At 63.4% G+C, this 19672-nt stretch carries 16 protein-coding genes; 8 read left to right on the forward strand and 8 right to left on the reverse strand.

All coding sequences use genetic code 11. The features are described from left to right. Window positions 1-402: 402 nt before the first annotated feature. Window positions 403-1131, reverse strand: coding sequence for a hypothetical protein (locus AC1DS5_RS13005; RefSeq protein WP_477718680.1), 729 nt, complete (start codon window positions 1129-1131; stop codon window positions 403-405). A 66-nt stretch (window positions 1132-1197) separates the two neighbouring features. Continuing rightward, on the reverse strand, window positions 1198-2112 hold the full coding sequence (locus AC1DS5_RS13010) for a LysR family transcriptional regulator (RefSeq protein ID WP_477718681.1): 915 nt from the start codon (window positions 2110-2112) through the stop codon (window positions 1198-1200). A gap of 123 nt (window positions 2113-2235) precedes the next feature. Here AC1DS5_RS13010 and AC1DS5_RS13015 point away from each other — a divergent pair, with 123 nt between their 5' ends. The 4 genes from AC1DS5_RS13015 (at window position 2236) to AC1DS5_RS13030 (ending at window position 7726) form a co-directional block, all read left to right on the forward strand. After that, window positions 2236-3642 carry a M20 family metallopeptidase gene (locus AC1DS5_RS13015; RefSeq protein WP_477718682.1) on the forward strand — a complete coding sequence of 469 codons (1407 nt, stop codon included), beginning with the start codon at window positions 2236-2238 and terminating at the stop codon, window positions 3640-3642. Between the two features lie 38 nt (window positions 3643-3680). Beyond that, on the forward strand, window positions 3681-4667 hold the full coding sequence (locus tag AC1DS5_RS13020) for a Bug family tripartite tricarboxylate transporter substrate binding protein (RefSeq protein WP_477718683.1): 987 nt from the start codon (window positions 3681-3683) through the stop codon (window positions 4665-4667). Window positions 4668-4837: 170 nt separating this feature from the next. Continuing rightward, window positions 4838-7291, forward strand: a complete 2454-nt coding sequence (locus AC1DS5_RS13025) for a UvrD-helicase domain-containing protein (protein ID WP_477718684.1) — start codon at window positions 4838-4840, stop codon at window positions 7289-7291. A gap of 72 nt (window positions 7292-7363) precedes the next feature. Continuing rightward, complete coding sequence (locus AC1DS5_RS13030; RefSeq protein ID WP_477718685.1) at window positions 7364-7726, forward strand: hypothetical protein; 363 nt, start codon at window positions 7364-7366, stop codon at window positions 7724-7726. A 53-nt stretch (window positions 7727-7779) separates the two neighbouring features. On the opposite strand, the gene AC1DS5_RS13035 is transcribed toward AC1DS5_RS13030, so the two are convergent. The 4 genes from AC1DS5_RS13035 to AC1DS5_RS13050 form a co-directional block, all read right to left on the reverse strand. Then, entirely contained in the window at window positions 7780-10011 is a 2232-nt protein-coding gene (locus AC1DS5_RS13035; protein WP_477718686.1) for a PhoX family protein, read from the reverse strand. Window positions 10012-10224: 213 nt separating this feature from the next. Then, complete coding sequence (locus tag AC1DS5_RS13040; RefSeq protein ID WP_477718687.1) at window positions 10225-11034, reverse strand: BPSS1780 family membrane protein; 810 nt, start codon at window positions 11032-11034, stop codon at window positions 10225-10227. Between the two features lie 201 nt (window positions 11035-11235). Then, window positions 11236-12186 carry a homoserine kinase gene (locus AC1DS5_RS13045; protein WP_477718688.1) on the reverse strand — a complete coding sequence of 317 codons (951 nt, stop codon included), beginning with the start codon at window positions 12184-12186 and terminating at the stop codon, window positions 11236-11238. A gap of 28 nt (window positions 12187-12214) precedes the next feature. Beyond that, window positions 12215-12559: a hypothetical protein gene (locus AC1DS5_RS13050; RefSeq protein WP_477718689.1), complete on the reverse strand. Its 345-nt coding sequence runs from the start codon at window positions 12557-12559 to the stop codon at window positions 12215-12217. A 157-nt stretch (window positions 12560-12716) separates the two neighbouring features. Here AC1DS5_RS13050 and polA point away from each other — a divergent pair, with 157 nt between their 5' ends. Beyond that, a complete protein-coding gene (gene polA / locus AC1DS5_RS13055) occupies window positions 12717-15542 on the forward strand; it encodes a DNA polymerase I (protein ID WP_477718690.1) in 2826 nt (941 codons plus the stop codon). Between the two features lie 207 nt (window positions 15543-15749). On the opposite strand, the gene AC1DS5_RS13060 is transcribed toward polA, so the two are convergent. Further along, window positions 15750-16460 carry a hypothetical protein gene (locus AC1DS5_RS13060; RefSeq protein ID WP_477718691.1) on the reverse strand — a complete coding sequence of 237 codons (711 nt, stop codon included), beginning with the start codon at window positions 16458-16460 and terminating at the stop codon, window positions 15750-15752. 16 nt (window positions 16461-16476) lie between these two features. Beyond that, window positions 16477-16767 (reverse strand): hypothetical protein, encoded by a 291-nt coding sequence (locus AC1DS5_RS13065; protein ID WP_477718692.1) that lies wholly within the window; start codon window positions 16765-16767, stop codon window positions 16477-16479. Here AC1DS5_RS13065 and AC1DS5_RS13070 point away from each other — a divergent pair. From AC1DS5_RS13070 to AC1DS5_RS13080, 3 genes are all read left to right on the forward strand, one after another. Then, on the forward strand, window positions 16766-17674 hold the full coding sequence (locus AC1DS5_RS13070) for a helix-turn-helix transcriptional regulator (RefSeq protein ID WP_477718693.1): 909 nt from the start codon (window positions 16766-16768) through the stop codon (window positions 17672-17674). The two genes, AC1DS5_RS13065 and AC1DS5_RS13070, sit on opposite strands and share 2 nt — an antisense overlap. A gap of 162 nt (window positions 17675-17836) precedes the next feature. After that, the gene (locus tag AC1DS5_RS13075; RefSeq protein WP_477718694.1) at window positions 17837-18637 is read left to right on the forward strand and encodes a fumarylacetoacetate hydrolase family protein; all 801 of its coding nucleotides are present in this window, start codon (window positions 17837-17839) and stop codon (window positions 18635-18637) included. 100 nt (window positions 18638-18737) lie between these two features. Beyond that, the gene (locus tag AC1DS5_RS13080) at window positions 18738-19649 is read left to right on the forward strand and encodes a dienelactone hydrolase family protein (RefSeq protein WP_477718695.1); all 912 of its coding nucleotides are present in this window, start codon (window positions 18738-18740) and stop codon (window positions 19647-19649) included. The last annotated feature ends 23 nt before the right edge of the window (window positions 19650-19672 follow it).

Consider the following 19672-nt stretch of genomic DNA (forward strand, 5'->3'; position numbering starts at 1 on the left):
CCGCAAGGCGCAAAACCCAAGGCAAGGCTGGACGCCTTGCCTGGTTTTGCAACGCGGCGGATCGCCCGCAAAACCACGCCCCTTCGGGTTCGACCCAAAACGGGCGCTTTGCCCACCAAACCGCTTGCGTGTGCCTTCGGGCACACGACGCGCGGTGTTGGCGGACAAATCATCCCGTTTTGGACTCGAACGCGCATGGCGGGAGTTAGGCAGAGCATCCCCAGGCACTTGGACTGGACCGGTTCTTGTCCGCATTGTCCCCATGGAACGCAGAAACAAAAAACCGGGCGCAATTGCTTGGGCCCGGTAAGTGATTCTAGGCGCGCGGGTGTCCGGCGATGATGCCGTGACCTGTATACCCTTTATATGGGCAGTCCCATTCCGGGATGCTATTTCGAGCTCCTATTTCGGGCCCTGGCTGGGCGTCGGGGGGCTTGCCTCGCAGCGCGACTGGGCCGCAGCCCGCACCCGGTTTTTCTCATCCTCAACCCAGCCAATCACACGCAGCCGGCCCGCATTGGCGCCCTGTGCAATGGCCATGGAGCGCGCTTCGAAAAAGCGGTTCTGGTTCTGCTCTGTGTTTGACAGCTTTCGACCATCCCAGGAGACCTGGAGCAGGTTTCTGACAAGGTTCCGCTCGGTGGGCGAGCCCTCGGTGCCGGCTGGCAGGGTGTCAACCAATGCCAGCCAGGCCGTCCAGCGTTGCCCCTGCGCGGCGGGCGGGACGGGCTTGAGCTCTATCGAAGCACCCAGATAGTCGGCCAGCGGCAGGCCGTGGGCCACGCGCAGCGTGCTGCCCTTGAGGTGGTTGACGGAATGGGTGCGGCTGCTGCTCCTGGCGGGAACGGGTTGCCTCGAGGCCTCCAGACGGGCCAGCGCATCGCGCGTTGCTACCGCGGAAAGCGGCGCGTCGTCGCCTTTGCTACCGGGAACGACCCAATCCAGCGCGATCTGGCCGGCGCTTGCCCGCGGGGTGGCCGGGTCGATCCAGCAGCTGTCGCAGTCGGCGTTGATGAAGCGCTCGATGAGTTGAGTTGGCCGGGGCTGGCCGTCGCTGGCGCAGAACGATTGGGCCCAGGTGCCGGACGCGGCGCAACTGAACAAAGCGGTTAACAGAACAAGGTGTTTCATTTCAGGGGCTCCTGCAGCACAGGCATTTTCCCAGATGTCGTTTGGGGCGCCTGGCTCTTACACCCGTTACACAGCCTGGCCGAGCCTGAGCGCAGTCGCTATCAGGTGATCCCTGAAGTCGCTGGCCAGCGTGCCGGGTGATTGCCCCTGCAGCGTCAGCACTTGCAGGCTGCGCTGGCGAAATTGCGGTTCGCTCACCGGCACGGCCACCAGCTCACCTGCCCGAACGGCGTGCGCGGCGCTGACCAGGGCCGAGAGCGTCAGCACCTCGCCCTGCATGACCAGCGCCAGCAAGGTGGGGTAGTTGCCGGTGTAAGCCACCTGGTAGTGCAGGCCCTTGAGGCTGCAGCACAGGTCCAGCATCTGCCGCACCGTGGTGCCGGCCTCGGGCACGGCCAGCGGATGGCGCACGATGTCAGCCACCGACACACTGCGTCGCCGGGCCAGTGCATGGCCGGGTGCCGCCAGCACCATGATGGGCGCGGGCTGGTTGTGTTCGATCTTCAGGCCCTTGTCCGGGGCGACGGAAAACTTGATCCCCAGGTCCACCTCGCCGCGCAGCAGGTGCCGGCTCACTTCGTCGGGCGTACCCACCTGCAGGTGAATGCCGCAGCCGGGATGCGCTGCGCGAAAGGAAGACATCACCTCCGCCATGAAGCCGCAGGCCAGGCCTTCGGTGCAGGCGAGGCGGATGCGGCTGGCGCGTTGCCCGCCCAGCCCCTTGACCTCGTCGACCACGCGTTCAGCATCGAGCATGGTGGTGCGCACATAGGCGGCCAGCCGCTCCCCGGCAGCGCTGAGCGCCATGCCGCGGGCCTGGCGCTCGAACAAGGCACAGCCCAGGCTGTCTTCGAGTTTGGTGATCTGGCGGCTGACGGCCGATACCGCCACATGCAGCTGCTCCGCCGCCTGAGTCACCGAGCCGGTGCGGGCGACTTCCAGAAAGTAGCGGGTGGCTGTGCCCAGCAATGACAAGGACATCGTATGGCTTCCCGTGTGGCTTGCGTGCATTGCCGCCAGCGCAAGGCTGAGTTGCTTATTCTCAAATTGTGAAAGCTCTTTGAGTTTATTAGACTTTTGGCAATGCTCCAAGGAAGCCAAAACATGACGCGCGACCAATTACTCGAATCTGCCTCCGCCTGGTTTGACGCCGGGCATTTCCAGCGCGACCTGGCCCGCCGCGTGGCCTGGCGCACCGAGAGCGACAGTGGGCAGCCCGGCCCAGCCTTGGGCGACTATTTGCGCGATGACATCGTGCCGTCCCTGATCCGGCTGGGCTTTGACTGCGAGGTGAAGGCCAATCCGGTGGCTACCGGCGGGCCGCTGCTGGTGGCGCGCCGCGTCGAGGGCCAGGACCTGCCTACCGTGCTGACCTACGGGCATGGCGATGTGGTCAACGGCCAGGACAAGCACTGGCGCGAGGGCCTGAGCCCGTGGCAATTGACCGTGGAGGGCGACCGCTGGTACGGCCGCGGCACGGCAGACAACAAGGGCCAGCACACCATCAACTTCGCAGCGCTGGAGCACACCCTGGCCGCGCGTGGCGGCCGGCTGGGCTACAACGTGACGGTGCTGCTGGAAATGGGCGAGGAGGCGGGCAGTCCGGGCCTGCGTGAGCTGTGCGAGCGCGAACGCGAGCTGCAGCGCGCCGATCTGCTGATCGCCTGCGACGGGCCACGCGTGCAGGCGCAGCAGCCCACCTTGTTCCTGGGCTCGCGCGGGCTGGTCAATTTCTCGCTGCGCCTGCAAAGCCGCGAGCGCGCCTACCACTCGGGCAACTGGGGTGGCGTGCTGACCAACCCCGGCATCGTGCTGGCGCACGCCATTGCGTCCATGGTCGATGAACGGGGGCGTATCCAGGTCGAGGGTTTGCGCCCACCGGCACTGGCGGACAACATCCGGCGCGCGCTGCGCGACGTGCAGGTCGGCGGCGGCACGGACGACCCGCAGATCAATCCCGCCTGGGGTGAGCCCGGCCTGACGGCGGCTGAACGCCTGGTTGGCTGGAACACGCTGGAAGTGCTGGCGCTGGGGGCTGGCTCGGCCGAGCGTCCGGTCAATGCGATTCCGCAGCTGGCCGTGGCGCACTGCCAGCTGCGCTTTGTGCCGGGTACGCCGTGGCAGCAGTTGCCGGACATCGTGCGCGCCCATCTGGACGCGCACGGCTTTGACGCCGTGGAAGTGAGCGTTACCGCCGACTCACCCGCCACGCGGCTGGATCTGGACAACCCCTGGGTCGGCTGGGCCATGCAGTCCATGGCCGCCAGCAGTGGCAAGCCCGTCACCCTGCTGCCCAATCTGGCCGGCTCGCTCCCCAACGACGTGTTTGCCGATGTGCTGGGCCTGCCCACGCTGTGGGTGCCGCATTCCTACCCGGCCTGTGCGCAGCACGCGCCCAATGAGCACCTGCTGGCGTCGGTCGCGCGTGAGGGCCTACAGATCATGGCCGGGCTGTACTGGGACTTGGGCGCGCCAGGTCTGCCCTGGCAGCGCAGCGCGTCTGCCCACTGAATCTTGCGTTTAAATTTTTAACCTGAAAAGAGAACAGCATGACATCGACATCACGCCGCGCAACGCTGATAACTGTCCTGGCCGCTCTGGTGACCAGCCTGGCGAGCCCGCTGGCCTTGGCCCAGAGCTGGCCCAGCAAGCCCCTCAAGCTGATCGTGCCGTTCCCGCCGGGCGGCGCAACCGACACCGTGGCCCGCCTGATTGCTGAGCGCCTGGGGCCCCGCCTGGGGCAAGCCGTCATCATCGAGAACAAACCGGGCGCGGCAACCGTCATCGGTGTGGATGCGGTGGCCAAGTCCATCCCCGACGGCCACACGCTGCTGGTCTCAGGCGCCAGCAGTTTCACCGTCGTGCCGGGCTTGCGCAGCAAGCTGCCCTTCGATGTGCTCAAGGACCTGATCCCGATCGCTTTGGTCACCTATGCGCCCCTGGTGCTGGTCACGGCGCCGTCCAAGCCCTACCAGCGCCTGTCCGACGTCATTGCGCAAGCCAGGGCCAAGCCCAAATCGCTGACCTATTCCACCTATGGGCCCGGGACTGCGCCCCATCTTTCCGCGGAGCTGCTGGCCCACGCCGCCGGTGTCGAACTGGAGGCCGTGCCCTACAAGGGCAGCGCCGAAGCCCTGATAGGCCTGATGCGCGGCGATATTGATATGGGCGTGGAAACCCTCTCGGCCGCCAGTGCGCAGATCAAGGCCGGCAAGCTGCGCGTGCTGGCGGTGACCAGCGCCAAGCGCACGGCGTTCCTGCCCGAAACGCCGGGCATGGAGGAGTTGCGCCTGCCGCAGGCCAGCTTTGACGGTTTCTACGCCGTCGCCGCACCTGCAGGAACGCCTGTGGCGGTGGTCCAGCGGCTGACGCGGGAAATCAGCGAAATCATGGCCATGCCGGAGGTGAAGGAAAAATGCGCCCAGTTGTCGCTGGAAGCCGTAGCCCTGGGCCCCGACGCGTTGCGCGCGATCATGAAAACCGACATCGCCAGGTTTCGCGACCTGGGGGAGCGGATCAAGATCAGTCTGGATTAGAGCCGCTAACAAAACCCTCCTGGCGTCGTTGTGCCGCCTTGCCGTGCTGCAGCACTGTCTGCGGCGGCACGCCTAGCCAGGACCGCTTCGCTGGGTTTTGTGAGCGGCTCTCTTAACCCTTCCCCGGGTGCGGGGAGGGGGTGTGGGTGCCGGTTTTCTACAATGGACCCATGTTTCCACAAGTCACCCGAGATTCCCCGCTGCTGCACAACCTCAACCCCGAGCAACATGCCGCTGTCACCCTGCCGAATGAGCACGCCCTGATTCTTGCCGGGGCGGGCTCCGGCAAGACCCGCGTGCTGACCACCCGCATTGCCTGGTTGCTGCAAACCGGCCAGGTGTCGCCCGGCGGTATTCTGGCCGTGACGTTTACCAACAAGGCGGCCAAGGAAATGCTGGCCCGCCTGTCTGCCATGCTGCCCGTCAATGTGCGCGGCATGTGGATTGGCACCTTCCATGGCCTGTGCAACCGGTTTTTGCGCGCGCATTACAAGCTGGCCAATCTGCCGCAGAGTTTCCAGATCCTCGACACGCAAGACCAGCTGTCGGCGATCAAGCGGCTGTGCAAGCAGTTCAATGTGGACGACGAGCGCTTTCCGCCCAAACAGTTGGCGTGGTTCATTGCCAGCTGCAAGGAAGACGGCTTGCGTGCCAAGGACGTGCAGGTGCGTGACGAGGAAGGCCGCAAGAAGGTCGAGATCTACGCGCTGTACGAAGAGCAATGCCAGCGCGAAGGCGTGGTGGATTTTGGCGAGCTGATGCTGCGCAGCTATGAACTGCTGCGTGACAACGCCCCCGTGCGCGAGCACTACCAGCGGCGTTTCCGGCACATCCTGATCGATGAGTTCCAGGACACCAACAAGCTGCAATATGCCTGGATCAAGATGCTGGCGGGCCAGGGCCCCGAAGCCACGCAGGGCGCCGCCGCGATGCCGGGTGGCTCGGTGGTGGCGGTGGGTGACGACGACCAGAGCATCTACGCCTTTCGCGGTGCGCGCGTGGGCAACATGACCGATTTTGTGCGCGAGTTCGATGTGCAGCACCAGATCAAGCTGGAGCGCAACTACCGCAGCTTCGGCAACATTCTGGATTCGGCCAACGAGCTGATCAGCCACAACAGCAAGCGCCTGGGCAAGAACCTGCGCACCGAGGCCGGCCCGGGCGAGCCGGTGCGCGTCTATGAGGCCACTTCTGATTTTGCCGAGGCCCAGTGGTTTGTCGATGAAGTGAAGCAGCTGGTGCGAGACGGCGCCGAGCGCAAGGAGATCGCGCTGCTGTACCGCAGCAATGCGCAAAGCCGGGTGATGGAGACGGCGCTGTTCAATGCCGGTGTGCCTTACCGCGTGTATGGCGGCCTGCGCTTTTTCGAGCGCGCCGAGATCAAGCATGCGCTGGCCTACCTGCGCCTGCTGGAGAACCCGCACGATGACACCAGCTTTTTGCGCGTGGTCAACTTTCCGCCGCGTGGTATTGGTGCGCGCAGCATTGAGCAGTTGCAGGACATTTCGCGCGCCTCGGGTTGCTCGCTGCATGACGGTGTCAGTGCGGTGACTGGCAAGGCCGGAGCCAACCTGGGCGCCTTTGTGGCCAAGATCGATGTGTTGCGCGAGCAAACCACCGGCCTCACCCTGCGCGAAATCATCGAGCTGGTGCTGCAGCACAGCGGGCTGGAAGAGCACTATAAGACCGAAAAAGAGGGTCAGGACCGGCTGGAGAACCTGGCCGAACTGGTCAACGCCGCCGAGTCCTTCGTCAGCCAGGAAGGCTTTGGCCGCGATGCCGTGGCCTTGCCGGTGGACGAACTGGGTTCGCGTGCGAACCTGGCATTGGGCCAGTCGCCTGCCAGCCAGGGCCTCGATCCTTCCGCTGCGCTGCTGAGTGAGCCCTTGCCGGAATTGCTGGCGCCCGACACCGAGACCGGTGAAACGCTGTCACCGCTGGCGGCCTTTCTCACGCATGCCGCGTTGGAGTCCGGCGACAACCAGGCGCAGGCCGGCCAGGATGCCGTGCAGCTGATGACGGTGCACTCGTCCAAGGGGCTGGAGTTTGACTGCGTCTTCATCACCGGCATGGAAGAGGGCCTGTTCCCGCATGAAAATTCCATGAGCGACCACGATGGGCTGGAGGAAGAGCGCCGCCTGATGTACGTGGCCATCACGCGTGCGCGCAAGCGGCTGTACCTCAGCCATTCGCAGACCCGCATGCTGCACGGCCAGACGCGCTACCACCTGAAAAGCCGGTTTTTTGACGAGCTGCCGGAAGCGGCGCTCAAATGGATCACGCCCAAAAACCAGGGCTTTGCATCCGGCCTGGGCATGGGATCCGGTGGGTGGGGCGGTGCTCATAATTCAGGAGCTAGTGGCACCCGTGGCGACTGGGCCAGCAACGTTTTTTCTTCAAAGTCCGGTTCATCCGAGCGCTTTGCCAATCCACCGGTGCCGCCGCAGCGCAACGCGCCTTCGCATGGGCTTAAAGGCGGCATGCAGGTGTTCCACGCCAAGTTTGGCGAGGGCAAGGTGCTGATGCTCGAAGGCAGTGGTGACGATGCGCGGGCGCAGATCAATTTCACCCGGCATGGCGTGAAATGGCTGGCACTGAGTGTGGCCAAGCTGACGGTGGTTTAGGCGGTGGTTAAGATAGGTTAGCCCCGTGGTGCAGTGCCCGCACCCCCAGGATCAAGCAGCCTGTGAGAACACATGAACGAACCCGAACCGTCCGCTGACACCTCTTCCCCGATTTACGTGCCGCATCAGGAGTTTTGCGCCGGCGTGCCCAGGGGGCGTTTTCGTTTGATCGTGAATCCGGAGCGCGCGCAGAAGTACGTCAGGCATCGCCTGTTTGTTGTGGGTATCTCGCTGCCTCTCCTGGGCATTGGCACGGCATTGAGCCTGTGGGGTTATCTTTGGGCGGGGCTTCCGCTGGTCATCGTCGGCGTCCTGCTGCATCGCGTCATCAAGGCGCACGCCGCAAAAATCCTGCTGTACCTTGCGATGCATGATGCCAAGACCTACGACCAGGCCATTGAATACGAAATCCTCGAAGTACGTTACGCGAGTTGAGCGCCGCCGCGCTCCCTCGCCTGGCCCTGTGCAGGGCCAGGCGCGCCGGCCGGTCAGCTGCCGATGCGTCCACCGTCGTTTTTCGTGATCACGATTGTGGCCGAGCGCGGACGTTTGCCGGCCCCGTAACCCGCATTGGCCGGCCACTGGCTGGTGTATTTGGCCGGGTCGCCGATGTTGGCCTGCGCGGTGGTTTCGCCCGGGTGCTGGATGTTCACAAACAGGGTTTTGCCATCGGGTGTTTCGGCCAGTCCCGTGATCTCGCAACCCACTGGTCCCACCAGAAAGCGCTTGAGCTTGTCGGGCGTTGGCGTCTTGCCGACGTAGGTGTCAACCGCCAGTGCGCCGCCATCGGCTTTGGGGTAGTTCAGGGTGACCTTGCGGCCGTCGCCCACCTGGCCCGGCAAGCCGGCCAGCATCATGCAGTTGGTGACGTCGGTGTAGGCACTGTCGTCGGTCTGGATCCAGCAAATGCCCGTGCTGTGGCTGAAGGCCAGGCCGTCGGGGCTCGAAAAGTCCTGGTCGCCCGTCAATTTCGACAGGTTCACGGAGCCGGGTGCTGCACTGGCTTCGGCGCCGAAAAGATACACGTCCCAGGTGAAGCTGGTCGCAGCCGAACCGGCGGCGCCTTCCTTCATACGCAGGATGTGGCCATTTGGATTGCCGGTTTGCACCGTCGCTGTGCCCCTGATGTCGGAATAGGCGCGCGGGTTGGCGCTGTCGGGTGCCAGCTGCGACGAGCCACTGGGCTCGACACGGCGGTTGCTGTTGTTGGTCAGCGAGTAATAAATTTCACCATTGGCCGGGTTGACCGAGCACCATTCGGGGCGGTCCATTTTGGTGGCGCCCACGGCATCGCCCGCCAGACGCGTGTTCACGGCGATGTCGGCCTGATCGGCGAACGGGTATTTGGCATAGCCGGCAACTGCCGGGTTGGTCTGCGAAAGCTCCAGCCACTGGCCGGTGCCGTCCGCATTGAATTTGGCCGCGTAAAGCTTGCCGTTGTCGAGGTACTTGTCGCCGGCGGCCAGGCGGTCGGCCGAGTTGGCGTCAGCCGCATCCCACTTGGCGGCAGACACCCACTTGTAGATGTACTCGTTGCGTGAATCGTCGCCCTGGTACACGGCCAGCGGCTGGCCGGGAACCACCTTGCCGAACGCCGCACTTTCATGGGCGAAACGGCCAAGTCCAGTGCGTTTTTTGGCGGGTTTTGTTTTGTTGTAGGCGTCCATCTCGACGATGTAGCCCATGCCGTTGAGCTCATTGCGGTAGTCGTCGCTGCCATCGGCCGAGGTGCCGGTTTTGGCGTTGATCCAGCGCGCGAACCTGTCGTCCTTGCCGGCGGTTTCCCAACCGTGGCGCGTGCTGGCGCCTTCGGCACGGCCGTAGCGCACCAGTGCGGTCACGCTTTTGTTGCCTTCGCGTGCCGCGTCATCGCCCTTGGGGCGCGTGAAGTAGCCGGCCCAGTTTTCCTCGCCAGTCAAAAAGGTGCCCCAAGGCGTTTTGCCGGTACCGCAGTTGTTCAGCGTGCCGCGGGTTTTGGTGCCGTTGGGCGAGAACCTGGTGACCATCAGCGGGTTGCCGCGCGCCGGCCCGGCAATCTCGATTTCGCTCAGCGGTGTCAGGCGGGTGTTGAAAGCGGAGTCCTTGAGGTACTCCCACTTGGCACCCTTGCGGCGAACTTCGACCACGGCCACACCATGAATGGCGAGCTCTTTTTCGACTTCACTGGCCGGGCGCGGGAGGACGCTGGTGCCGCCGTTGGCATGCAGGAAGAACGACGAGAGTTTTTCGTCCGTTGTTGCTTCGTGGTTCATCGCCAGCAGGCCGCGGCTGTTGGCGCTGTTTGATGGTCGGCCGCTGTTGTCCAGCCCAAACCACTCCATGCCGTCGTGATGGTCGCCCGCGCGGTTTTCATAGTCGCTGTCAGTGCCGTCGTTTTTGTAGGCGGGTGTGGACGCCGTCAGGGGGTCGCCCAACGCGTAGAGCACGCTGGTGGTATAGCCGGGCGGCACCACCACCATGTCGGCCAGGCCTTTGGCCACTTCCTTGAAACCCAGCAGCTTTTCATGGGGTGCGGCAACGGCTTCATCGCCAAAATCCACGGCCGACGCGGCCAGGCTGCCAAAGACGGCGGCGGCAGCGGTGCCCACAGAGCCCCGCAACACCGAGCGGCGGCTCAGGCGGGCATCCAGAACCGTTTCGAAAGACGGATTGTTCGACGTGTTGTTGTTCAGGTCATCAGGGTCGATATAGGCGCTATCGGTGTGGGTTGGCTTGGACATTGGCAGCTTTCGTGTGACATTGCATTGAAACTGGCAACGGGATCGCGTTGCCGGTTCACGCATTGTGTGAAACAAAGGTGACAATTCCGTGACGCCCGCTCCCCCCAGGCTTGCCGGGATAGGAGGGGTATGGGGATATGCGGGGATCAGCCTCGCGTATGAGCCTCGCCTGTGAATGCCCGGCCGGTTGCTTCTGCGATGTTCAGTCCGCGCTCAGGATCGGTCGGCTGGCTGGTCACCGGAGTCGGTGGGTAGTTCGGGCGTGGCCAGGAAGCTGTCCCGGAAGGTGAAGTAAATCGAGGTGAAAAACATCGCCACGATGACCAGCGCTACGGGAAACATCACGACCGTTGCGAGCGTGGGGTTGCCCAGCACGCTGGCAATCAATGAAACCAGCAGGGCCGCAAACAGAAACACACCGGTCCACGCGAAACCAAATACCGTGAGCGCACCCAGATTTTTGTAGCAGGCCATGAAACTGAAAAACAGGCTTTTGACCGGCGTCACGCCATGCCAGTGCACCAGCGCCGGAGCATGCCAGAACAGCAGTGACAGCGGCAGGTAAAGGCCCAGCGCCACCCACATGGCCGTCTGGAAACCGCGCTGCAGCAACAGCTCTTCGGTGATCTTGCCGCCCACGAGGTACAGCCTGGCAAATTCTCCGCCATCGAACAGCGCCGAGATTCCCATCAGCGTTAAAAACCCTGCCGCGTACAGCCCGCCCAGCACCATCATGGCGCGCATGCGCTGCTGGCCGGCACGAAAGGCGCTGATCAGAATCGACGGCATCGGAAATTTGCCCTTGGTGGCCTCTTGCGTAGCGGCCATCAGGCCCAGCGTGGCGGCGGGCAGCAAGGCGAGTGCCAGCGCCGCGCCAATGAAGGGCACCAGCGTCGCCAGCGAGAGCATGGCCATGAACATGAAAAACAGGCCCGACATCGCCAAGGGCTGCTTCATGAAGGTTTTGATGCCGAGCTTGACCCAGGTGACGCCGGTACGCGCGGGAACAATATTGAGTTTCATGGTGTTGACAGGGACGGGCCGAAAATAGGATGGAAAAGGGGGGGCAGGGGACAGGGCAAACCTGTTCAAGGATCTGCGACAACGCCGGATGACGCATAAATTGGACGCTGCAAAGGCACAGTTTGCCTCAAAGTCGGGCCGCCACGCCCGGAGTTGCCCCCTGCGGCGGGGAGCCGCGGCTTGCTGGGGTTAAAGGTTGGGTTAAAGGGCGTACGGGTCTGTGAGCCGCTGGCGCAGCACACGCTCGAAATGGCCCGGGTCGTGCGCCTTGAGCACGGCCGCCTCGCGCGGCAAATGAAAGTCCCACAGCCGTGAGATCCAGAAGCGCAGCGCCCCGGCGCGTTGCATGGCCGGCAGCAAGGTGCGCTCCTGCGCAGTCAGGCGGCGCACGCTCTGGTAGGCGGCCACGAAAGCATCGGCACGCGCGCTGTCCTGTGCACCGCTGTCCAGATCAATGCACCAGTCATTGAGACAAACCCCGATATCAAACAAAAAGGTATCGCAGCCGGCAAAATAAAAATCAAAAAACCCGGTGAGCTTGCCGTCCTCAAACATGACGTTGTCACGAAACAGGTCGGCGTGCACCGCGCCCCGCGGCAGGCTGCGGCAGGCCGATGAGGCGGCGACATGGTTCTGGTAAGCCAGTTCACCCAGGATCAGGCTGCGTTGCTCGGGCGTGAGGTGCGGCAGCACCACGGGCACAGTTTCGTTCCACCAGGCGAGGCCGCGCAGGTTGGGCTGCTGGCGCGGGTAGTCCAGCCCGGCCAGGTGCATGCGGGCCAGCATCTCGCCTACGGCAGCGCAGTGCGCGGGTGTGGGGGCGAGTTCGCTGTGGCCACGCAGCTTGTTGACCACGGCAGTCGGCTTGCCCTTGAGCCGGTGCAGGATTTCACCCTTGCCGTTTTCGGCCGGATCGGGCACCGGAATGCCATGTGCCGCCAGGTGTTTCATCAGGTGCAGGTAATACGGCAGTTGTTCGAACGTCAGGCGCTCGAACAGCGTCAGCACGTAATGGCCCTGATCGGTGTCTACAAAGTAGTTGGTGTTTTCGATGCCGCCTGCAGCGCCCTTGATGCTCTGCAGTTGCCCCAAATTCAAGGCGTTCAAGAACGCTGCGGCCTCGTCAAACGAGACCTCGGTAAAAACGGCCATGCCTGAAACTGAACCCTGAGCTAAAAATTTAAAACTTGAGCACGTTCCAGACGCGCGAACCGTTGGTGTCGCCGCTGGCTGCTGCCGGTGCGGCGCCCCTTGCGCCTTCTGCCGGCTTGACCTCGTAGGCAGGACCACCGGTTTTGGGTTGGACGACGATTTGCTGGGTCTCGCCGCCTACCCGTAACTCATCGATGCGCGTGCCGGCATCTTCGGTATGGATGCGTTTGATGGCTTTGTCCGGGCGTCCGGTGCGCGCTGGTGCCGCCTCTTTTTTCTCTGCGGCCGCAGGTGCCTGCGTTTGCGCCACAGCTGCAGCCAGCGGCAGCGCTGTGAGCACAGCGGCAAGAAGGGGGCTAAAAACGTGTTTCATACTTGTATTGTAGGCTTGCGGGGACGTGTTTACAAAGGCCTTGAGTGTCGTAAAAAGGTGGCTTGCGACGTAGGCGGAAATCCAGTGTGAAAGAAGGCGCCAGGCGCCGTTTGTGTTTGATGGAGGCCTCTGCCGATATCCCTGACAATCAGGCCCTATGAGTTCTGACAAAAAAACACTGCTGCTGGTGGACGGCTCCAGCTACCTGTACCGCGCCTTCCATGCCATGCCCGACTTGCGCGCCAACCCGGGCGATCCCACCAGCCCGGCCACGGGCGCCATCCGCGGCATGATCAACATGATGCAGAAGCTGCGCAAGGACGTGCGCGCCGACTACGCCGCCTGCGTGTTTGACGCCAAGGGTCCGACCTTTCGCGATGCGCTCTACCCGCAGTACAAGGCCCAGCGCTCACCCATGCCCGACGACCTGCGCAGCCAGGTGGAGCCTATCCATGAAGTGGTGCGGCTGCTGGGCTGGAAAGTGCTGGACGTTCCCGGCGTGGAGGCCGATGACGTGATTGGCACGCTGGCCTGCCTGGCTTCGAAGCAGGGCATTGAAGTCATCATTTCCAGCGGCGACAAGGACCTGAGCCAGCTGGTCGATGAAAACATCACCGTCATCGACACCATGAATGACCGCCGGCGCGACCTGGCCGGGGTCGAAGCCGAATTCGGCGTGCCGCCGCGCCTGATGGTGGACTACCAGGCACTGGTTGGCGATGCCGTGGACAACGTGCCCGGCGTGCCCAAGGTTGGCCCCAAAACGGCGGTGAAGTGGCTGCTGGAATACGGCTCGCTCGATGCCCTGGTGGCGCGTGCCGGCGAAATCAAGGGCGTGGTCGGCGACAACCTGCGTCTCTCGCTGGAATGGCTACCCAAAGGCCGGGAGCTTCTGACCATCAAGAAAGACTGCGACCTGATCGACTACATCGATGGCCTGCCCGCTCTGGAATCAATAGCCATCGGTGGGCAGCAGACGGAGGCCTTGAAGGCTTTTTACGAGAAATACGGCTTCAAGGGGCTGGTCAGGCAAATCGACACCGAAAGTACGCCACCCGAATTGATTGGCGGACCCGAGGGTCGGCATGCCAAATCGCCGGGCTCCGTGGGTCCTTCGGCTTCGCCCGGCTTGTTTGACGAACCCTCGCTGCCGGATGTCCCTTTGGCCGGGCGGGCCAGCAATCTCAAGTACGACACCATCTTCACCTGGGAGTTGCTTGACAGCTGGCTGGCCAAAATTGAAGCCGCAGAATTGGTGGCGGTGGACACCGAAACCACCTCGCTGGACGAAATGCTGGCCCAGATCGTGGGCATCAGCTTCAGCGTGACACCCGGCGAGGCTGCCTACATTCCGCTGACGCACGACTACCCCGATGCGCCCGCGCAATTGCCGCGAGACGAGGTGCTGGCCCGCCTCAGGCCCTGGCTGGAAAACCCGGCCAAAGCCAAGCTGGGCCAGCACGTCAAATACGACCGCCATGTGTTTGCCAACCACGGCATCGAAGTGCAGGGCTATGCGCACGACACCATGCTGCAAAGCTATGTGCTGGAAGTGCACAAGCCGCATGGCCTGGCCAGCCTGGCGGAGCGGCATGTAGGGCGCAGCGGCATCAATTACGAAGATCTGTGTGGCAAGGGCGTGCACCAGATCAAGTTCAACCAGGTCGATATTGCCAAGGCCGCGGAATACTCGTGCGAGGACTCCGACCAGACGCTGGACGTGCACCGCGTGCTCTGGCCCCAGATCCAGGCCAACGACAAGCTGCGCTTTGTGTATGAGCTCGAAATGAAAAGCAGTGAAACGCTTTACCGCATCGAGCGCAACGGCGTGCTGATTGACGCCCCCACGCTGGCCAGACAAAGCGGTGAGCTGGGCGCGCGCATTGTGCAGCTGGAAGCCGACGCCCATGAACTGGCGGGCCAGCCCTTCAACCTGGGCAGTCCCAAGCAGATCGGTGAAATCTTCTTCAGCAAACTGGGCTTGCCTGTCGTCAAGAAAACCCCGAGCGGTGCGCCGAGCACCGACGAGGAGGTGCTGGAAAAACTTGCGGAGGACTATCCCTTGCCCGCCAAGATCCTGGAGCACCGCGGGCTTTCCAAACTCAAGGGAACCTACACCGACAAGCTGGCGCAGCTCGCGCATCCCAGGACGGGCCGGGTGCATACGCATTACGCACAGGCGGTTGCCGTTACCGGGCGCCTGTCGAGCAACGATCCCAACCTGCAGAACATTCCGGTGAAAACGGCGGAGGGCCGCCGCGTGCGCGAAGCCTTCGTCGCACCGGCCGGCAGCGTGATCGCCAGTGCCGACTATTCGCAGATCGAACTGCGCATCATGGCCCACCTCAGCGAAGACGAGGCCTTGCTGCGCGCCTTCACCGAGGGGCTTGACGTGCACCGCGCCACAGCGGCCGAGGTGTTTGGGGTTGCGGTGGAACAGGTGAGCAGCGAACAGCGCCGCTACGCCAAGGTCATCAACTTCGGCCTGATCTACGGCATGAGCAGCTTTGGCCTGGCGCGCAACCTGGGCATCGAGACCAAGGCGGCGGCTGCCTACATTGACCGCTATTTTCAGCGCTACCCCGGCGTCAAGAACTACATGGACGAAACGCGCCTCTCCGCCAAAAGCAAGGGCTATGTGGAGACCGTGTTCGGCCGGCGCCTGTATTTGCCCGAGATCAACTCACCCAACGGCCCGCGTCGTGGCGGCGCAGAACGCGCGGCCATCAACGCGCCCATGCAGGGCACCGCGGCCGACCTGATCAAGCTCAGCATGGTCAAGGTGCAGGAGGTGCTCGACGCCGAGAAGCGCGCCACCAAAATGATCATGCAGGTGCACGATGAACTGGTGTTTGAAGTACCCGAGGCGGAAGTCGAATGGGTGAGGGTCGAGATCCCCCGCATCATGGCGGGCGTGGCCGACCTCAGGGTACCGCTGCTGGCCGAGATCGGAGTCGGCCCGAACTGGGACAAGGCGCACTGAGCCTGCTACGCTAGCGCCAATACGTTTCAGTCAAGGACCCGTGAAGCTCCCTCCCCTTCTGGGGGAGGGTTGGGGTGGGGGCCAGCGACGACCGAGTCAGCACGGTGGCCCGACGCCCACGCCGTGAGCCCCCATCCCGGCCTTCCCCCAGCGGGGGAAGGAGATGATCGGCACTGCATGCGGCGTGCTAACGGAACCGTATTGACACTAGCGCGACACGGGAGGCAGCATGCCGGTCGCCAGACCGAGCGACAGCGCCTCGGGCGCGCCCAGCGTCTCGTGACTGCGGCAGGTGGCCTGGCGGATCTTCTCGTACAGCGAGGTCGCCGTTGGCAATGGCAGCATGGCGCGCAGGTAGCGCAGCAGCGTGAGCTGCTGGCCGGGGCTGAGTTCGGTCGCACAGGTTGCCTGACCGAAATCCAGGTCCGGGCGGACCTGCGACAGCAGCAGGCGGGCCGGCGGGATGCTTTCGGGCAGCAAGCGCTGGCGGCCTGCGGCAAGTACCAGCACGCAGGGTGTGTGGCAGTAGCTGCCGGGAAGCAATTCGGTGTTGAATTGGCGGTTTTTCAGCATGGAGCCGAGCGTGATGGCAGGGCCGATGTCCCCGCCTTGCAGGTCCAGGGCCATGATCTTTTGCTGGCAGCGATGGTGCTCCATCTCGTACAGGGCCTGGTTCATGAGCGCGACGGCGTCGGGAGGGAACTCGCCGCGCCACTGCAGCTTGCAGGTCTGGCCCTGTACCTGCAACTCAAGTCGGCTGTCGCCAATGCGCAGCAAGAGCGGTGTCTGGCTGTTGCCGGCCGGGGCCGGCGCTTGCGCGCCACGCCCTGCGGGTGGCAGAGGGGCGGCACAACCGGCAAGGACCAACAAGCCGAAAATGGCCACCCAGCGGGTCAATTGCAACAGGACAGCAGGCATGCCCGGGGCTCTGAACTCAGAAAGGGGAGTGACAGGTGTAGCAGGGGAAAACATGGAGGCTCTCTTTCTCGACGGACAACGCTTTCACGGGTGCTTCGTTAGCTTCGCAAACTTTGTTGGCGGGCACGCCGAAAGAGACCTTGAATTCGTCGATGTTCATATAGCTTGGCGTAAAAGCGATGGGCCCTGGAAGTTGCGATGCGGACTGCTCGCCAGGACCATGGCCAGTTCGCGCTATTTTGCACCAGGCTTTCGGCTGGAACCCTCGCGCGCCGGGACGGGCCAATAAGCCGAGAATACGGCGCATGACAGACATCAAGACTTACGGCATGTCCGAGCGCGCGGACCACCTCGACTTTGACATCCGGTCGCAACTGGTGCGGCCGCCGCTGGTGCGCCCGCATCGGCACGAATACTTCCAGGTCCAGATCAGCCTGCAAGGCGATACCGAGCAGAATGTGGCCGGTACCGTACGGCCCTTCCGGCGCGGTTACCTCAGCTTCATCCTGCCCTACCGCGTGCATGTGATTCCGCACCCCGAGGGTTCGCGCTACGTCATCATCAACATGGCGCAGCAGTTCCTGCGGCCGGGGCTGGATGTGGATCCGCTGGATCTGGAAGACGTGCCGCTGACCAGGGCGCCCGAGCTGGCGCCGTTTCTCTTTCAGGAATACACAGACTTTTATTTTTCGGAGGACGAGTTTGCTGACATTGAGGCCCTGCTGGACAAGCTGGCGCATGAAAACGCCAACCGCCGCTTCGGCTCGGTAGAAATCATCCGCGGCCTGATGCTGCAACTGCTGGGGCTGACCTGCCGCAAGTTTGAAGCCGACCTGCTGCGCTTTTCGGCCAGCCAGGCGCAGCAGGGCAGCCGGCGCGCCAGCCTGCAACGGGCGGTGCGCTACATCCGCGAACACCTGGCCGGCGAGGTCACGCTGGCCGATGCCGCTGCGGCGGCCTTTTTGTCCCCCAATTACCTCGCGCATCTGCTCAAAAAAGAAACCGGCAAGACCTTCACCGATCTGGTGACGGAGCGACGCCTGGAGTTTGCGCAGGAATTGCTGGCGCACAGCAGCCAGCGCATTGCCGCAGTGGCCCATGCGTCGGGCTTTGCCGATGAGGCCTATTTCGCGCGGCGCTTTCGCCAGCGCTTCGGCCAGACGCCCCGGGCCTTCCGCGACAGTGTGCGCGCCAAGATTTCCGGCGCAGCCTGAGAATCTTTAAGTCCCGCTGCAGCGCAACACCGCTGCATTGAATCGTCCGGTAAATGCGTAATTGCGTCTGCCTGCACGCGGCGTGCCCGCCCTAAGCTCAGTGGCTGGAGAAAAAACACGCTGACAACAAGCTCCAGCTTTCATCAATCCCAGGAGACACACATGACAAAACCAGACATGAGCAAACGAGGAATTCTGCAAACAGGCGCCCTGATGGCGACAGGCGCCGTCGTCGGCTGCGCCACGCCCGGCACGGCGGCCAATGCGCCGGCCACGCCTTTCACGGTGGCCGACACCTATGTCCCCATCGCGGGCAGTACCGAGATGTTTCCGGTGCGCCGCATTTACTGCATTGGCCGCAACTACGCGGCCCACGCAATCGAAATGGGCTCCGACCCCACCCGCGAGCCGCCTTTCTTTTTTCAAAAACCCACGGATGCCATCCAGGTGGTGCCACCGGGCCAGGTGGCTGACCACGCCTACCCCACGCTCACCAAAAACTACCACTACGAAGTCGAGCTGGTGGCAGCCTTGTCCAAGGGCGGGCGCAACATTCCGATCGACAAAGCGCTGGAACATGTTTATGGCTACGCACTGGGCCTGGACATGACACGCCGCGACCTGCAGCGCGGCATGGGCGACCAGAAAAAGCCCTGGGAAATCGGCAAGAGCTTTGACCGTTCAGCGCCCATAGGCCCCATCCATAAAGTCGCGCAGACCGGCCACTACACCAAGGGCGCGATCTGGCTCAAGGTCAACGGCCAGGTCAAGCAGCAGGCCACGCTGAACCACATGATCTGGTCGGTAGCCGAGCAGATCTCCAGGCTGTCCGAAGCGTTTGAGCTGTTTCCCGGCGACATCATTTACTCGGGTACGCCGGAAAACGTCGGGCCTGTCGTCAAGGGCGACGTGATTGAATGCCACGTTGATGGCCTGCCGGAGTTGAGCGTCAAGATCGTGTGAGCCGGCGTTTTCTGCGGTTTGGGTCTGCTCCGGCAGGAACTTCCGCAGCCGCACGAGCCCCGACTGCGTGCTTCAAACCACTCCTTCTACGGAAATCACCATGCTGAACAACGACCAGAAAAACGACTTCGATGCCTTGCTGCCGGGGCTGGCCAGCGAAGCCGGCACCAGCCGCCGCACTGCGCTGAAAGCCGCCCTGGGTGCGGGTTATGCCGCTGCCACCCTGCCCATCATGGCGCAGACGGCCATCAAAACCTCGTCAGAAGGGCTCAAAACCGGCGAAACCACCTATGAGGTCAACGGCTTCAAGGTGCCAGCCTTTTTTGCCGCCCCGGCTGGCAAGACCAACCTGCCCGTGGTGCTGGTGGTTCAGGAAGTTTTTGGCGTCCACGAATACATTGCCGACACCGCCCGCCGCTTTGCCAGGGCCGGCTACCTGGCCATCGCGCCCGAGTTGTACGCGCGCCAGGGCGACCCCAGCACCTACAACGAGATCGGCAAGCTGATAGCCGAAGTCGTCAACAAGGTGCCCGACGAACAGGTCATGGCCGACCTGGACGGCGCCGTCAAGTGGGCCGGCGCCAACGGCGGCAATACCGGGAAGGTGGGCATCACCGGCTTTTGCTGGGGTGGCCGCATCACCTGGCTGTATGCCGAGCGGAGCAAAAACGTCAAGGCAGCCGTCGTCTGGTATGGCCGCCTGGTCGGTACTCCGTCAGCGCTCACGCCCAAGCATCCGCTAGACCTGGCGGCCAGCCTGAAGGCGCCGGTGCTGGGACTCTATGGCGGACAGGACGGCGGCATTCCGCTGACCACCGTGAACCAGATGAAAGACGCACTGGCCGAGGCAGCAGCCAAGGGCAACACCGTCGCCAAAGCCAGCGAGTTTGTGGTGTATCCGCAGGCGCCCCATGCTTTCCATGCCGACTACCGCCCCAGCTATCGCAAGGACGCGGCTGACGACGGCTTCAAGCGTGCGCTGGAGTGGTTCAAGATGCAAGGCGTCGCCTGAGCGCATGAGCTGACGCCAGGGGG

The sequence above is a fragment of the Polaromonas sp. P4_H1 genome, assembly GCF_056400945.1.

What these genes read in the sequence shown, in the direction of transcription:
- AC1DS5_RS13010 (WP_477718681.1), bottom strand. Translation starts at nt 2,112, where the DNA reads ATGTCCTTGTCATTGCTGGGCACAGCCACCCGCTACTTTCTGGAAGTC.
- polA (WP_477718690.1), top strand. Translation starts at nt 12,717, where the DNA reads ATGAGTTCTGACAAAAAAACACTGCTGCTGGTGGACGGCTCCAGCTAC.
- AC1DS5_RS13080 (WP_477718695.1), top strand. Translation starts at nt 18,738, where the DNA reads ATGCTGAACAACGACCAGAAAAACGACTTCGATGCCTTGCTGCCGGGG.
- AC1DS5_RS13035 (WP_477718686.1), bottom strand. Translation starts at nt 10,011, where the DNA reads ATGTCCAAGCCAACCCACACCGATAGCGCCTATATCGACCCTGATGAC.
- AC1DS5_RS13075 (WP_477718694.1), top strand. Translation starts at nt 17,837, where the DNA reads ATGACAAAACCAGACATGAGCAAACGAGGAATTCTGCAAACAGGCGCC.
- AC1DS5_RS13020 (WP_477718683.1), top strand. Translation starts at nt 3,681, where the DNA reads ATGACATCGACATCACGCCGCGCAACGCTGATAACTGTCCTGGCCGCT.
- AC1DS5_RS13005 (WP_477718680.1), bottom strand. Translation starts at nt 1,131, where the DNA reads ATGAAACACCTTGTTCTGTTAACCGCTTTGTTCAGTTGCGCCGCGTCC.
- AC1DS5_RS13030 (WP_477718685.1), top strand. Translation starts at nt 7,364, where the DNA reads ATGAACGAACCCGAACCGTCCGCTGACACCTCTTCCCCGATTTACGTG.
- AC1DS5_RS13065 (WP_477718692.1), bottom strand. Translation starts at nt 16,767, where the DNA reads ATGCGCCGTATTCTCGGCTTATTGGCCCGTCCCGGCGCGCGAGGGTTC.
- AC1DS5_RS13060 (WP_477718691.1), bottom strand. Translation starts at nt 16,460, where the DNA reads ATGCCTGCTGTCCTGTTGCAATTGACCCGCTGGGTGGCCATTTTCGGC.
- AC1DS5_RS13025 (WP_477718684.1), top strand. Translation starts at nt 4,838, where the DNA reads ATGTTTCCACAAGTCACCCGAGATTCCCCGCTGCTGCACAACCTCAAC.
- AC1DS5_RS13070 (WP_477718693.1), top strand. Translation starts at nt 16,766, where the DNA reads ATGACAGACATCAAGACTTACGGCATGTCCGAGCGCGCGGACCACCTC.
- AC1DS5_RS13045 (WP_477718688.1), bottom strand. Translation starts at nt 12,186, where the DNA reads ATGGCCGTTTTTACCGAGGTCTCGTTTGACGAGGCCGCAGCGTTCTTG.
- AC1DS5_RS13050 (WP_477718689.1), bottom strand. Translation starts at nt 12,559, where the DNA reads ATGAAACACGTTTTTAGCCCCCTTCTTGCCGCTGTGCTCACAGCGCTG.
- AC1DS5_RS13015 (WP_477718682.1), top strand. Translation starts at nt 2,236, where the DNA reads ATGACGCGCGACCAATTACTCGAATCTGCCTCCGCCTGGTTTGACGCC.
- AC1DS5_RS13040 (WP_477718687.1), bottom strand. Translation starts at nt 11,034, where the DNA reads ATGAAACTCAATATTGTTCCCGCGCGTACCGGCGTCACCTGGGTCAAG.